The organism is Pseudescherichia sp. L3 (assembly GCF_024656065.1).
Lineage (GTDB): Bacteria > Pseudomonadota > Gammaproteobacteria > Enterobacterales > Enterobacteriaceae > Pseudescherichia.
This window is the reverse complement of the sequence record NZ_JANKYC010000004.1, coordinates 349113-363058: the sequence shown is the minus strand read 5'-3', so window position 1 is coordinate 363058 and position 13946 is coordinate 349113. Positions and strand designations below refer to the sequence as shown.

Annotated in this window: 15 protein-coding genes; 11 read left to right on the top strand and 4 right to left on the bottom strand. The window is 58.6% G+C overall.

The genetic code is table 11. The features are described 5' to 3' along the window. The first annotated feature begins 50 nt into the window (after positions 1-50). The 9 genes from thpR to panD all read left to right on the top strand — a co-directional run bounded on the left by thpR (position 51) and on the right by panD (position 7033). Complete coding sequence (thpR, locus tag NR795_RS19180; RefSeq protein WP_257759058.1) at positions 51-581, top strand: RNA 2',3'-cyclic phosphodiesterase; 531 nt, start codon at positions 51-53, stop codon at positions 579-581. Between the two features lie 9 nt (positions 582-590). Then, complete coding sequence (gene sfsA, locus NR795_RS19175) at positions 591-1295, top strand: DNA/RNA nuclease SfsA (RefSeq protein WP_257759057.1); 705 nt, start codon at positions 591-593, stop codon at positions 1293-1295. A 176-nt stretch (positions 1296-1471) separates the two neighbouring features. Beyond that, positions 1472-1927 (top strand): RNA polymerase-binding protein DksA, encoded by a 456-nt coding sequence (gene dksA / locus NR795_RS19170; protein WP_007373199.1) that lies wholly within the window; start codon positions 1472-1474, stop codon positions 1925-1927. A gap of 68 nt (positions 1928-1995) precedes the next feature. Continuing rightward, positions 1996-2892: a tRNA glutamyl-Q(34) synthetase GluQRS gene (gene gluQRS / locus NR795_RS19165; RefSeq protein WP_144817683.1), complete on the top strand. Its 897-nt coding sequence runs from the start codon at positions 1996-1998 to the stop codon at positions 2890-2892. Positions 2893-2947: 55 nt separating this feature from the next. Beyond that, on the top strand, positions 2948-4345 hold the full coding sequence (gene pcnB / locus NR795_RS19160) for a polynucleotide adenylyltransferase PcnB (protein WP_257759094.1): 1398 nt from the start codon (positions 2948-2950) through the stop codon (positions 4343-4345). Further along, entirely contained in the window at positions 4342-4821 is a 480-nt protein-coding gene (gene folK / locus NR795_RS19155; protein WP_257759056.1) for a 2-amino-4-hydroxy-6-hydroxymethyldihydropteridine diphosphokinase, read from the top strand. Before pcnB ends, folK begins: the two co-directional genes overlap by 4 nt. Before the next feature lie 94 nt (positions 4822-4915). After that, positions 4916-5707, top strand: a complete 792-nt coding sequence (panB, locus tag NR795_RS19150; protein WP_257759055.1) for a 3-methyl-2-oxobutanoate hydroxymethyltransferase — start codon at positions 4916-4918, stop codon at positions 5705-5707. An 11-nt stretch (positions 5708-5718) separates the two neighbouring features. Further along, positions 5719-6585 (top strand): pantoate--beta-alanine ligase, encoded by an 867-nt coding sequence (gene panC / locus NR795_RS19145; RefSeq protein ID WP_144817679.1) that lies wholly within the window; start codon positions 5719-5721, stop codon positions 6583-6585. Positions 6586-6652: 67 nt separating this feature from the next. Then, positions 6653-7033 (top strand): aspartate 1-decarboxylase, encoded by a 381-nt coding sequence (panD, locus tag NR795_RS19140; RefSeq protein ID WP_144817678.1) that lies wholly within the window; start codon positions 6653-6655, stop codon positions 7031-7033. A gap of 3 nt (positions 7034-7036) precedes the next feature. Here panD and NR795_RS19135 read toward each other — a convergent pair whose 3' ends face one another. From NR795_RS19135 to NR795_RS19125, 3 genes are read right to left on the bottom strand one after another with little or no spacing between them, the layout of a single operon-like run. Continuing rightward, positions 7037-8281, bottom strand: a complete 1245-nt coding sequence (locus NR795_RS19135) for a polysaccharide deacetylase family protein (protein WP_257759093.1) — start codon at positions 8279-8281, stop codon at positions 7037-7039. Further along, positions 8281-9051 carry an ABC transporter permease gene (locus NR795_RS19130; protein ID WP_144817676.1) on the bottom strand — a complete coding sequence of 257 codons (771 nt, stop codon included), beginning with the start codon at positions 9049-9051 and terminating at the stop codon, positions 8281-8283. The genes NR795_RS19135 and NR795_RS19130 overlap by 1 nt, the downstream gene beginning before the upstream one ends. Next, positions 9048-9974: an ABC transporter ATP-binding protein gene (locus NR795_RS19125; RefSeq protein WP_222889619.1), complete on the bottom strand. Its 927-nt coding sequence runs from the start codon at positions 9972-9974 to the stop codon at positions 9048-9050. Before NR795_RS19125 ends, NR795_RS19130 begins: the two co-directional genes overlap by 4 nt. Before the next feature lie 107 nt (positions 9975-10081). Between NR795_RS19125 and can the strand changes: the two genes are divergently transcribed. Continuing rightward, complete coding sequence (gene can, locus NR795_RS19120) at positions 10082-10744, top strand: carbonate dehydratase (protein ID WP_042390559.1); 663 nt, start codon at positions 10082-10084, stop codon at positions 10742-10744. Positions 10745-10804: 60 nt separating this feature from the next. On the opposite strand, the gene hpt is transcribed toward can, so the two are convergent. Next, positions 10805-11347 (bottom strand): hypoxanthine phosphoribosyltransferase, encoded by a 543-nt coding sequence (hpt, locus tag NR795_RS19115; protein ID WP_042390558.1) that lies wholly within the window; start codon positions 11345-11347, stop codon positions 10805-10807. 205 nt (positions 11348-11552) lie between these two features. Between hpt and NR795_RS19110 the strand changes: the two genes are divergently transcribed. Then, positions 11553-13943, top strand: a complete 2391-nt coding sequence (locus tag NR795_RS19110) for a glucose/quinate/shikimate family membrane-bound PQQ-dependent dehydrogenase (protein ID WP_257759053.1) — start codon at positions 11553-11555, stop codon at positions 13941-13943. The last annotated feature ends 3 nt before the right edge of the window (positions 13944-13946 follow it).

The following is a 13946-nucleotide window of genomic DNA, read 5'->3' as shown; positions in this document are numbered from 1 at the left end:
TCAACGGCGAGCATTGTAGCATCGCCGTAATTCATTACCGAGTATCGCTTATGTCTGAGCCAAAAAAGCTGTTTTTCGCCGTTGCGCTGCCCGACGAGATCCAGCAGCAGATTATTCACTGGCGGGCGGCCCACTTTGCCCCGGAGGCCGGACGTCCTGTTGAGGCGGCGAATCTTCACGTGACGCTGGCGTTTCTCGGTGAGGTAGGCGCAGAGAAGCAGCGTGCGCTGAGCCAGCTTGCCGGACGCATCCGCCAGCCTGGCTTTACCCTGACCCTGGACGATGCCGGACAGTGGCTGCGCTCGCGGGTGGTCTGGCTCGGCACGCGCCAGCCGCCGCGCGGCCTGCTGCAGCTGGCCAACCTGCTGCGCGCCCAGGCTGCCCGCAGCGGCTGCTACCAAAGCCCACAGCCGTTTCATCCTCACGTTACGCTGCTGCGCAACGCCAGCCACGCGGTGGCTATTCCGCCGCCGGGGTTTAGCTGGTCCTTTCCCGTTAACGAATTTGTGCTGTATGAGTCGCAGTTTTCCCGAGGGCGCACCCGCTATACGCCGCTGGAACGCTGGCAGCTTGCTGAATAAGAGGTTCTGATGCAGTTCTCCCCCCCGTTACAGCCTGCTACCCTGGTGCAGCGCTACAAGCGTTTTCTGGCGGATGTGATTACCCCGGACGGCACGGCCCTGACGCTGCACTGTCCTAATACCGGGGCGATGACCGGCTGCGCCACGCCCGGCGACACCGTCTGGTACTCTACCTCCGACAATGCCAAGCGTAAGTATCCGCACACTTGGGAGATCACCCAGACGCAAAACGGCACGTTTATTTGTATCAACACATTACGGGCCAACACGCTGGCCAAAGAGGCGATTCTTTCCGGTGTTATCCCTGAGCTGCAGGGCTATAGCGTGCTGAAAAGTGAAGTAAAATACGGCTCCGAAAATAGCAGAATAGACTTTATGTTGCAGGCGGAGGCTCGCCGCAACTGCTATATTGAAGTGAAATCGGTCACGCTTGCCGACAAGGGATACGGCTATTTTCCCGATGCAGTGACTCTTCGCGGCCAGAAGCATCTGCGGGAGTTAATGAGCGTGGCGGCCAGTGGGGATCGGGCGGTGATGCTGTTTACCGTATTGCACTCCGCCATTGAACGTTTCTCGCCGGCGCGCCATATTGATGCAAAATACGCCCAGCTTTTAGAAGAAGCGCAGCGGCAGGGGGTAGAAATTCTGGTTTACAAAGCGGAACTTTCTGCCGAAGAGATAAGTCTTAGATCGCCCTTACCTTATGAAAGCTAAGGATCGGCGACCAGCCAGATAGCATTCTGGTCTACGTGCGCAAATACGCTTTTCCTCACAGGGTTGTCAAGTGTTACGTTTAGATAATTGCTATCCGGAAAAGCATCTGCTATTTATAGCGGCCTGATTTTTCCCCCGAACACGGGGATCGATAGTGCGTGTTAAGGAGAAGCAACATGCAAGAAGGGCAAAACCGTAAAACATCGTCCCTGAGTATTCTCGCCATTGCTGGCGTGGAGCCGTATCAGGAGAAGCCGGGCGAAGAGTATATGAACGAAGCCCAGCTGGCGCACTTCAAGCGTATTCTTGAAGCGTGGCGTAATCAACTCAGGGATGAAGTCGATCGCACCGTCACCCATATGCAGGATGAAGCTGCTAACTTCCCGGATCCGGTTGACAGAGCCGCCCAGGAAGAGGAGTTCAGCCTCGAACTGCGTAACCGTGACCGCGAGCGTAAACTGATTAAAAAGATCGAGAAGACGCTGAAGAAAGTAGAAGACGAAGATTTTGGCTTCTGCGAATCCTGCGGTGTTGAGATTGGCATTCGTCGTCTGGAAGCACGTCCGACAGCCGACCTGTGCATTGACTGCAAAACACTGGCTGAAATCCGCGAAAAACAGATGGCGGGCTAAGCCCGGCGTTTTCGCACCGTTCCCTGTGGCGGGAGTCTCTCCCGCCCTGTTATCTCTCGCCTGCCGACATGCCAGAATCACACTATATTGGGCGCTTTGCGCCATCGCCTTCCGGTGAACTCCATTTTGGTTCGCTGATAGCCGCCCTTGGCAGCTATTTACAGGCCCGCGCCCAGCGTGGCACGTGGCGGGTACGCATTGAGGATATCGATCCGCCCCGGGAGGTGCCCGGCGCGGCCGACACTATCCTGCGCCAGCTCGATCGCTACGGCCTGCACTGGGATGGCGAGGTGCTCTGGCAGTCCCAGCGGCATGACGCCTACCGCGAGGCGCTGAATGATTTACGCCAGCGCGGGCTGAGCTACTACTGCACCTGCACGCGGGCGCGGATTCAGAGCATTGGCGGGGTATATGACGGCCACTGTCGCCTACGCGGTAACGGCCCGGAGAACGCCGCGCTGCGCCTGTGGCAGCATCAGCCGGTGCTGCACTTTCACGACCGCCTGCGGGGCGACCTCTACGCTGATGAAGCGCTGGCGCGAGAGGATTTTATTATCCACCGGCGGGATGGCCTGTTTGCCTATAACCTGGCCGTGGTGGTGGACGATCATTTTCAGGGCGTCACCGAGATCGTGCGCGGTGCGGATCTGATCGCGCCCACGGTGCGGCAGATTTCGCTCTACCAGCAGCTTGGCTGGCAGCCGCCTGGCTACGTTCACCTGCCGCTGGCGATGAATAGCGACGGCAACAAGCTCTCCAAGCAGAATCATGCCCCGTCGCTGCCGGAAGGCGATCCGCGTCCGGTGCTGATCCGCGCTTTACAATTTCTCAATCAGGATGTAACAAGTAACTGGCAGGATTTGCCCACCGGGGCCCTGCTGGCGCGTGCGGTAGAGAAGTGGGATCTGTCACGGGTTCCTGAGACAGCGCAGATCAATCCGGCATTCCTAAATGCCCCACTCTGAGCTATGATTAGCCGCAATTTTTTTGTCGTAAAGACTGATACAACCGAGGTGCACTATTTTTACCCGAGTCGCTAATTTTTGCCGCAAGGTGTTAAGCCGCGAGGAAAGCATGGCCGAGGAGGTCATCGTTGAGCCGCGTATGACGGTTATTCCGCGCGAGCAGCACACAATTTCCCGCAAAGATATCAGTGAAAATGCCCTCAAGGTGCTGTACCGTCTGAACAAAGCGGGCTATGAAGCCTACCTTGTAGGCGGCGGCGTCCGCGATCTGCTGTTAGGCAAAAAACCGAAAGATTTTGACGTCACGACCAACGCCACGCCGGATCAGGTGCGCAAGCTGTTCCGCAACTGCCGCCTGGTGGGCCGTCGTTTCCGTCTCGCACACGTGATGTTTGGTCCAGAGATCATTGAGGTGGCCACCTTCCGTGGTCATCACGAAGATCAGCCTGCCGACCGCACCACCTCCCAGCGCGGCCAGAACGGCATGCTGCTGCGTGACAACATCTTCGGTTCGATTGAAGACGACGCCCAGCGCCGCGACTTCACCATCAACAGCCTCTACTACAGCGTCGCCGATTTTTCCGTGCGCGACTACGTCGGCGGAATGCAGGATCTTGAAGAGGGTGTTATTCGCCTGATCGGTAACCCGGAGACCCGCTATCGGGAAGATCCGGTGCGGATGCTGCGCGCGGTGCGCTTTGCCGCCAAGCTGCATATGCGCATCAGCCCGGAGACCGCCGAGCCGATCGCCCGTCTCGCGACGCTGATCAACGACGTGCCGCCGGCGCGTCTGTTTGAAGAGTCGCTGAAGCTGCTGCAGGCGGGCCACGGTTTTGACACCTATCAGCTGCTGCGCGAGTACAGCCTGTTCCAGCCCCTGTTCCCAACCATCACACGCTTCTTCACCGAGAAGGGCGATTCGTCGATGGAGCGGATCATCAACCTGGTGCTGAAGAACACCGATACCCGCATTCAGAACGATATGCGCGTCAATCCGGCGTTCCTGTTTGCCGCTATGCTCTGGTATCCACAGCTGGAGACCGCGCAGAAGATCGCCCAGGAGAGCGGCCTGACCTATCACGACGCCTTCGCGCTGGCGATGAACGACGTGCTGGACGAAGCCTGCCGTACGCTGGCGATCCCGAAACGGATCACCACCCTGGTACGCGATATCTGGCAGCTGCAGCTGCGCATGTCCCGTCGCCAGGGTAAACGCGCCTGGAAGCTGATGGAGCATCCGAAATTCCGCGCCGCCTACGATCTGCTCGCCCTGCGGGCCGAGATCGAGGGCAACCACGAGCTGCAACGTCTGGTGCAGTGGTGGGGCGAGTTTCAGGTGGCTGCGCCGCCCGCGCAGAAAGGTATGCTTGACGTGCTGGACGATGAGCCAGAGACTCGCCGTCGTCATCGCCGCCCGCGTAAACGCGCCCCGCGTCGCGAAGGCAGTGCATGACACGGGTCTATATCGCCCTTGGCAGTAACCTGGCGTCGCCTCTGAGCCAGGTTACTGCAGCAATCGAGGCGCTGGGCGTGATCCCCGCTAGCCAGATTGTTGCCGTCTCCGGCTTCTACCGCACGCCGCCGCTGGGTCCGCAGGATCAGCCCGACTACCTTAACGCCGCCGTGGCGCTGGAAACCTCGCTGGCTCCTGAAGCGCTGCTAGATCACACCCAGCGTATCGAGCTGGACCAGGGCCGGGTGCGTAAAGCAGAGCGCTGGGGGCCGCGCACGCTGGATCTCGACATCATGCTGTTCGGCGATGAGACTATCGCCACCCCGCGCCTCACCGTGCCCCACTACGATATGAAAAACCGTGGCTTTATGCTCTGGCCGCTGTTTGAAATCGCGCCCGAACTGCACTTCCCCGACGGCGAGACGCTTGCCAGCGTGCTTGCGCGTCTCGGCGCAGCAAAACCGGCGAGCTGGTAATACCACTCCGCCTCTTAAACCTGCTGAAAATCATTGTCCGCCCTGACGTTACTGATAAAATGCCGGAAAGTTGAAGGCTCCATCAGGAAACGCTATGAAACCAACCACCCTCTCCTGGCTGCAAAAGTGCAAACAGGAACAGAAACGCTTTGCCACCATCACCGCGTATGAGTACAGCTTCGCCAGGCTTTTTGCCGAAGAGGGCATTAACGTCATGCTGGTCGGCGACTCGTTAGGGATGACGGTACAAGGTCATGACTCCACCCTGCCGGTAACGGTCGCGGATATCGCCTACCACACCCAGAGCGTACGCCGCGGCGCACCGAACTGCCTGCTGCTCGCCGACCTGCCCTTTATGGCCTACGCTACCCCGGAGCAGGCCTTTGCCAACGCCGCCACGGTGATGCGCGCCGGAGCCAACATGGTCAAAATCGAGGGCGGCCGCTGGCTGGCGGAGACGGTCACCATGCTGACCGAGCGCGCCGTGCCGGTGTGCGGCCACCTGGGGTTAACCCCGCAGTCGGTGAACATCTTCGGCGGCTACAAGGTGCAGGGACGCGGCGACGCGGCCCAGACGCTGTTTGATGACGCCCTGGCGTTAGAGGCAGCTGGCGCACAGCTGCTCGTTCTGGAGTGCGTGCCGGTCGCGCTGGCGAAGCGTATTACCGAGGCGCTGACTATTCCGGTGATCGGCATCGGCGCGGGCAACGTCACCGACGGCCAGATCCTGGTAATGCACGATGCGTTTGGCATCACCGGCGGCCATATTCCTAAATTTGCCAAGAATTTCCTGGCCGGCACGGGCGACATGCGCGCCGCGGTGCGCCAGTACGTGAGCGAAGTCGAAGCGGGGACCTACCCCGGCGAAGAGCACAGTTTTCACTAAGGAGCGTACGCGTGTTGATTATTGAAACCCTGCCGCTGCTGCGCCAGCACATCCGCAGGCTGCGCCGTGAGGGCCAGCGCATTGCGCTGGTGCCGACCATGGGCAACCTGCACGATGGCCATATGCAGCTGGTTGACGAAGCGAAAACCCACGCTGATGTGGTGGTGGTGAGCATCTTTGTTAATCCCATGCAGTTTGATCGCCCTGACGATCTGCAGCGCTACCCGCGCACCCTGCAGGAAGATTGCGAGAAGCTGAACAAGCGCAAGGTGGATTTTGTCTTCGCCCCTGCCGCCGACCAGGTCTACCCCCAGGGCACTGGCGAGCAGACCTACGTTGACGTTCCGGGCCTCTCTACCATGCTGGAGGGCGCAAGCCGTCCGGGTCATTTCCGCGGCGTGGCGACCATCGTCAGCAAGCTGTTTAACCTGGTCCAGCCGGACGTCGCCTGCTTTGGTGAGAAAGACTTCCAGCAGCTGGCGGTGATCCGCAAGATGGTGGCCGACATGGGCTACGACATCGACATCGTTGGCGTGCCGACGGTGCGTGCTAAAGACGGTCTGGCCCTCAGCTCGCGCAACGGCTACCTCACGGCAGAGCAGCGTAAAATCGCTCCGGCCCTGAGCAAAGAGATGAACGCCCTTGCCGCGAAGCTGCGGGCGGGCAATCGCCAGCTGGAAGAGATGATTGCCGAGGCCGGACAGGCGCTGGATGCAGCCGGTTTTCGTACCGATGAGATCCAGATCCGCGATGCCGACACGCTGCTGGCGCTTACCGATGCCAGCCAGCGGGCGGTGATCCTGATGGCGGCATGGCTTGGCCAGGCGCGTCTCATCGACAACGTGACGGTAGCGCTGACACCGCCGCCAGCGGGCTGATGCTTCACCATATTTTACTCCCGGCGGCGCAGGCGGCCGGGCCAACATAAGCACAAAGGTAGACGTTATGATCCGCACTATGCTGCAAGGCAAGCTCCACCGTGTCAAAGTGACTCAGGCAGATCTGCACTATGAAGGTTCCTGCGCTATTGACCAGGATTTCCTTGAGGCGGCTGGTATCCTGGAATACGAAGCCATCGATATTTACAACGTGACCAACGGCAAGCGCTTCTCCACCTATGCGATTGCCGGCGAGCGCGGCTCAAAAATCATCTCGGTCAACGGCGCGGCGGCCCACTGTGCCGACGTAGGTGACATCCTGATCATCGCCACCTACGTGACGATGCCGGACGAGCAGGCCCGCAGCTGGCAGCCGAAGGTCGCCTACTTTGACGGCGACAACGAGATGAGCCGCAAAGCGAAAGCAGTGCCGGTGCAGGTTGCCTGATCCCTACGGCTGGTTGCCGACCAGCCGTGCCATCTCCTCTAACGAATCCGTTCTTAAGATATAGAGTCGTTTCAGTAAGAACGGATTATCCCCCGGCTTCACCTTCCCCTTCACCGTAGTCACCGCCATATGAAAACCGGCATCCTGCGCGGCCTCGATCGCTTTCTCGTTATAGCCCCCAAAGGGATAGGAGAGATAGTTAACGTGCGGGTTAAACTGCGACAGCGCCCGACGCGAGTGGGCAAAATCGAACTCAATGATATGGTAGCTACGGCTGAGCAGAATTGGATGGCGAGCGGCATCAACCCGATGCAGAAAGTGGGTGTGCGACTGGATGTCAAACACGTCCTGAATGCCGCGCAGCTCCGAGATACTCATAAACTGTAATGATGTCGGGTCCCAGCGCTGCGGGTAAGCTTTAATGCGCGATGAGATGGTAAACGACGTCGCCTTAAAGCCGTACTGCTTGAGGATCGGATAGGCATAGCGGCTAATTGACTTCAGGCCATCGTCAAAGGTGATGACCACTGAGCGGGCCGGCAGGTTGAGCCGGTTCTTGAGGTAGCCCTCCAGCTGATACATGGTCAGGGTGGTATAGCCCCGCTCCCGCAGCCAGGTCATCTGGTTGCTGAAGGCTCGCACCGACGTCGTGGTTGAGGTGTGGCGGAAGCGAGTGTTCTCTTCATCGCGCAGAATGTGGTGGTAGGTGAGCACCGGGATACCGTGATCCTCCTGCGCATCCAGGCTGCTGATATAGGCCAGCCGGTCGCCGATGCGGATCTGGAACCAGGTCTGGTTCAGCCCGTCGCGCAGCTTACCGACGATGGGGTAGCGCAGGTTCTCCGCCAGCATGCCGAAAGGCGCGCTTCTGACGTTAGGCCCGCTGTAGAGCGGGGTCGCTTTCCAGGTGATCAGGTTCTGGTTACTGAGAGGCTTATTGAGATCCCCCAGCCGGTCCTGCACCCGTTTTTTACCGCGCACCGGCTCCAGATGGCCTTTGTCGATAAAGGCCTGGCCAAAGCCGAAGCGAAAGGCGCTGTAGTCCCCTTCTCCATTCGTCACCGCAATAATCTGCCCCGCCTGCAAATAGCCGACGTTGATCACCCGGTCGCCAATCTGCGCCCAGACGGCAGCGGCCTCGGTGGTCTGCATATAGCGAGCCGGGGAGTCCTGATCCAACAGGCGGGCGGAGGCGGCGCTGCTCCATACCAGGAGCAGCGCCAGGAGTAGACGCATGAGCATTGGGATTAGCTACGCAGGCCACGTCCACGCTGGATCAGATACCAGCAGAGCAGGTAGAACCCGACGATAAACACCGCCAGCACGCCGACGGTCATCACCAGCGGCACGTCGCTAATACCCAGGAAACCGAAGCGGAAGCCGCTGATCATATAGACAATCGGGTTAAGGTGCGACAGCCCCTGCCAGAACGGCGGCAGCAGAGTCAGGGAGTAGAATACCCCGCCGAGATAGGTGAGCGGCGTCAGCACAAAGGTCGGGATCAGGCTGATATCATCAAAGGTTTTCGCAAAGACCGCATTCAGCAGGCCCGCCAGCGAGAAGAGCACCGCCGTTAGCAGCAGCGTCAAACCGACAAACAGCCATGAATGCACCTGGAACGGCACGAAGAAGAGCGACACCGCCGTGACCAGCACGCCGACGCACAGCCCGCGCGCCACGCCGCCGCCGACGTAGCCAGCAATGATCACGTGGGTAGGCACCGGGGCCACCAGCAGCTCCTCAATGTTACGCTGGAACTTGGCGCTGAAGAACGACGAGGCGACGTTGGCATAGGCGTTGGTGATCACTGCCATCATGATCAGGCCAGGAACGATAAACTGCATGTAGGTGAAGCCATGCATCTCTCCAATCCGCGATCCGATCAGGTTGCCGAAGATGATGAAATAGAGGGTCATGGTGATCACTGGCGGCACCAGGGTCTGGATCCAGATGCGCATAAAGCGCTGGATCTCTTTGTGCCAGATACTTTTTAGCGCGACCCAGTAGAGCTGCATCATGCGTGGTCTCCTTTTTTATTGTGTACCAGCGTGACAAACAGCTCTTCTAAGCGGTTGGCTTTGTTACGCATGCTTAATACCTGAACGCCCTGGGCGCTGAGCTGGCTAAAGACGCTGTTGATCCCCTGCTCGCGCAGCACCTCAACCTCCAGGGTTGAGGTGTCCACCAGCCGGTACTGGTAACCCTCCAGCTTCGGCAGCGGGCTTTTCGCGGCCAGATCGAGGATAAAGGTCTCTGATTTCAGCTTGGCCAGCAGCGACTTCATGGAGGTGTTCTCCACCAGCTCGCCGTGCTGGATAATGCCGATGTTGCGGCAGAGCATCTCCGCCTCTTCCAGGTAGTGGGTAGTGAGGATAATGGTCGTGCCCTGGGCGTTCAAATCTTTCAGGAAGCCCCACATGGAGCGGCGCAGCTCAATGTCCACCCCGGCGGTAGGTTCGTCGAGGATCAGCAGCTTTGGCTCATGCATCAGCGCCCGGGCGATCATCAGGCGGCGTTTCATCCCGCCGGAGAGCATCCGCGCCTTTTCGTTGCGTTTTTCCCACAGATCGAGCTGCTTAAGGTACTTTTCGCTACGGATCAGCGCTTCGGAGCGCTCAACGCCGTAGTAGCCCGCCTGGTTGACAACGATCTGCTGCACGCTTTCAAACGGGTTGAAGTTGAACTCCTGCGGCACCAGGCCAAGCTGGCGCTTGGCGTTCACCACGTCTTTTTGCAGGTCGTAGCCAAAGACGCTCACCCGCCCAGAGGTTTTATTTACCAGCGAACTGACGATGCCGATAGTGGTCGATTTACCCGCACCGTTGGGTCCCAGAAGCGCGTAGAAGTCACCCGCTTCTACTTTTAAATCAATGCCGCGCAGCGCCTGCACGCCGCCCGGATAGGTTTTTTTAAGCTGCTCAAGCTCCAGTGCAATGGTCATGTCGTTTCGCTTACCTTTTTTCTGACACTCTATGTGTGGTTTAAAATTAAATGGAGTTGACCTATATTAGCTCAACGCTATTACTTGGTTACAGGTCGTTAACCGCCATGAAAGATATAGATACACTCATCAGTAACAATGCACTATGGTCAAAAATGCTGGTGGAAGAGGATCCCGGATTTTTCGAGACCCTGTCAAAAGCCCAGAAGCCGCGTTTCCTGTGGATTGGCTGCTCTGACAGCCGCGTTCCCGCCGAACGTTTGACCGGCCTTGAGCCGGGCGAGCTGTTCGTTCACCGTAACGTAGCCAACCTGGTTATCCACACCGATCTGAACTGCCTGTCGGTGGTGCAGTACGCAGTAGACGTGCTGGAAGTTGAGCACATCATCATCTGCGGCCACTACGGCTGCGGCGGCGTACAGGCGGCGGTTGAGAACCCTGAGCTGGGGCTGATCAACAACTGGCTGCTGCACATCCGTGACATCTGGCTCAAGCACAACGCGCTGCTGAGCGAAATGCCGGAAGAGCGTCGCCTCGACACCCTGTGCGAGCTGAACGTGATGGAGCAGGTCTATAACCTGGGCCACTCAACGATCATGCAGTCGGCGTGGAAGCGCGGGCAGAATGTCACTATCCACGGCTGGGCCTACGGTATCCACGACGGCCTGCTGCGCGATCTTGACGTCACTGCCACCAGCCGCGACACCCTTGAACAGGGCTATCGCAAGGGCGTGTCCAATATCGGCCAGAAGCACATTAACCACAAATAAGCGTGCCATAGCGGCACGCGTTTGTCAGGCCCGGTAAGGCGGAATCGCCTCCGGGCTTTTTTATGCCTGCTCTTCCAGTGGCACCACTTTGCCCACGTAGGGCAGATGGCGATAGCGCTGGGCATAGTCGATGCCGTAACCCACGACAAACTCGTCCGGGATCGAGAAGCCAACAAACTCTACCGGCACTTCAACTTCCCGGCGCGACGGTTTATCCAGCAGGGTGCAGATCGCCAGCGACTTCGGCTCGCGCAGGCTGAGGATCTCACGCACTTTAGAAAGCGTGTTTCCGGAATCGATAATATCTTCGACGATCAGCACGTCCTTACCGCGAATGTCTTCGTCCAGATCCTTGAGGATTTTTACATCACGGGTGGTGGACATACCGCTGCCGTAGCTGGAGGCGGTCATGAAATCGACCTCGTGCGGCACCTGTACTTCACGACACAGGTCGGCCATAAACATAAACGAGCCGCGCAGCAGGCCCACCAGCACCATTTCGCTGCCGCTCTCCTGATAGCGTTCGGTGATTTGACGACCCAGTTCACTAATACGCGCTTTGATCTCCGCTTCCGGGATCATCACTTCAACAGTATGTTTCATATGCTAACCGTTTGATTTTGTAACCACTCACTCGATGCGGATAGCGTCTATTCCGACATCAATTCATTAGCGCGCCAGTATACCAGCAAATGCTTTTATTAGGGGCGTGAGTTAAGAAAAGCCAAATATGTGATGACGGTCACACTTGTTAAATCCTATAATTAATTGCTATCAAAATATTAAACATTAAGAAGAGTGTCTTTCTATGGCAGAAACAAAAGCTCGGACGTCGCGCGTGCTCGTGACGTTAACAGCCCTGTTCGCAGCACTATGCGGGCTATTTCTCCTGATCGGTGGGGTCTGGCTGGTCGCCGTTGGCGGCTCCTGGTACTACCCTGTCGCCGGTCTCGTTATGCTCGGCGTCGCCTGGCTGCTGTGGCGCAGCAAGCGTGCAGCGCTCTGGCTCTACGCTGCGCTCCTGCTCGGCACCATGATCTGGGGCGTCTGGGAAGTCGGCTTCGACTTCTGGGCGCTCACCCCGCGCAGCGACATCCTTGTCTTCTTTGGGATCTGGCTGGTGCTGCCGTTTGTCTGGCGTCGCCTGATCGTACCTGCGAATGGTGCCGTTGCCGCCCTGCTGGTGGCGCTGGTGATCAGCGGCGGGATGCTGACCTGGGCGGGCTTTAACGATCCGCAGGAGATCAACGGCACGCTGAGCGCTGATGCGACGCCTGCTGCACCGATCTCTCAGGTGGCAGACGCCGACTGGCCGGCCTATGGCCGTAACCAGGAGGGGCAGCGCTACTCCCCGCTGAAGCAGATCAACGCCGACAACGTGCATAAGCTGAAAGAGGCCTGGGTATTCCGTACCGGCGATCTGAAGCTGCCAACCGATCCGGGTGAGATCACCAACGAAGTGACGCCGATTAAGGTTGGCGACACCCTGTTCCTCTGCACCGCGCACCAGCGTCTGTTTGCCCTCGACGCCGCGACCGGTAAAGAGAAGTGGCACTTCGATCCGCAGCTGAACACCAATCCTTCGTTCCAGCACGTGACCTGCCGTGGCGTCTCGTATCATGAGGCGAACGCTAACAATGCCAGCCCGGACGTGGTCGCTAACTGCCCGCGCCGCATCATTCTGCCGGTAAACGATGGTCGTCTGTTCGCCGTCAACGCCGACAACGGCAAGCTGTGTGAATCCTTTGCTAACAAAGGTATTCTGAACCTGCAAACCAACATGCCAGTCACTACCCCAGGCATGTACGAGCCGACCTCACCGCCGATCGTTACCGATAAGGTGATTGTTATTGCCGGTGCGGTAACCGACAACTACTCTACCCGTGAACCATCTGGCGTTATTCGCGGCTTCGACATCAATACCGGGGCGCTGCTGTGGGCCTTCGATCCGGGTGCGAAAGATCCGAACGCCATTCCGGCGGACGAACATCACTTCACGCCGAACTCACCGAACTCCTGGGCACCTGCGGCCTATGATGCCAAGCTGGATATGGTCTACCTGCCGATGGGCGTGACCACGCCAGACATCTGGGGCGGTAACCGTACGCCGGAGCAGGAGCGTTACGCCAGCTCTATCGTGGCGCTGAACGCCACAACCGGTAAGCTGGTATGGAGCTATCAGACCGTACACCACGACCTGTGGGATATGGATATGCCGTCCCAGCCGACGCTGGCGGATATTACCGTGAAGGGTCAGACCGTACCGGTGATCTACGCGCCGGCGAAAACCGGTAACATCTTCGTGCTGGATCGCCGTAACGGTCAGCTGGTTGTTCCAGCGCCAGAGAAGCCGGTTCCGCAGGGTGCGGCCAAAGGCGACTACGTTACCAAAACCCAGCCGTTCTCCGACCTGAGCTTCCGTCCGAAGAAAGATCTGAGCGGGGCAGACATGTGGGGTGCCACTATGTTTGACCAGCTAGTGTGCCGCGTGATCTTCCAGAACCTGCGCTACGAAGGCATTTTCACGCCGCCGTCTGAGCAGGGTACGCTGGTGTTCCCGGGTAACCTGGGGATGTTCGAGTGGGGCGGTATCTCTGTCGATCCGCACCGTCAGGTGGCGATTGCCAACCCGATGGCGCTGCCGTTTGTCTCTAAGCTGATGCCGCGTGGTCCGGGTAATCCGATGGAAGAGCCTGAAAATGGCCAGGGTACCGGCTCTGAGTCAGGTATTCAGCCGCAGTACGGCGTGCCGTACGGTGTCACCCTGAACCCGTTCCTGTCGCCGATTGGTCTGCCGTGTAAACAGCCTGCCTGGGGTTACATCTCTGCGCTGGATCTGAAAACCAATGAAGTGGTGTGGAAAAAACGTATCGGTACTCCGCAGGATAGCCTGCCGTTCCCGATGCCGATCCCACTGCCGTTCACTACCGGTATGCCAATGCTGGGCGGCCCAATCTCTACCGCCGGTAACGTGCTGTTCATCGCGGCGACCGCAGACAACTACCTGCGCGCCTACAATATGAGCAACGGTGAGAAGCTGTGGCAGGGCCGTCTGCCAGCGGGTGGCCAGGCGACGCCGATGACCTATGAAGTGAATGGCAAGCAGTACGTTGTCATCTCTGCGGGCGGTCATGGTTCGTTCGGTACCAAGATGGGCGACTATATCGTTGCCTACGCGCTGCCTGACGACGCGAAGTAATAG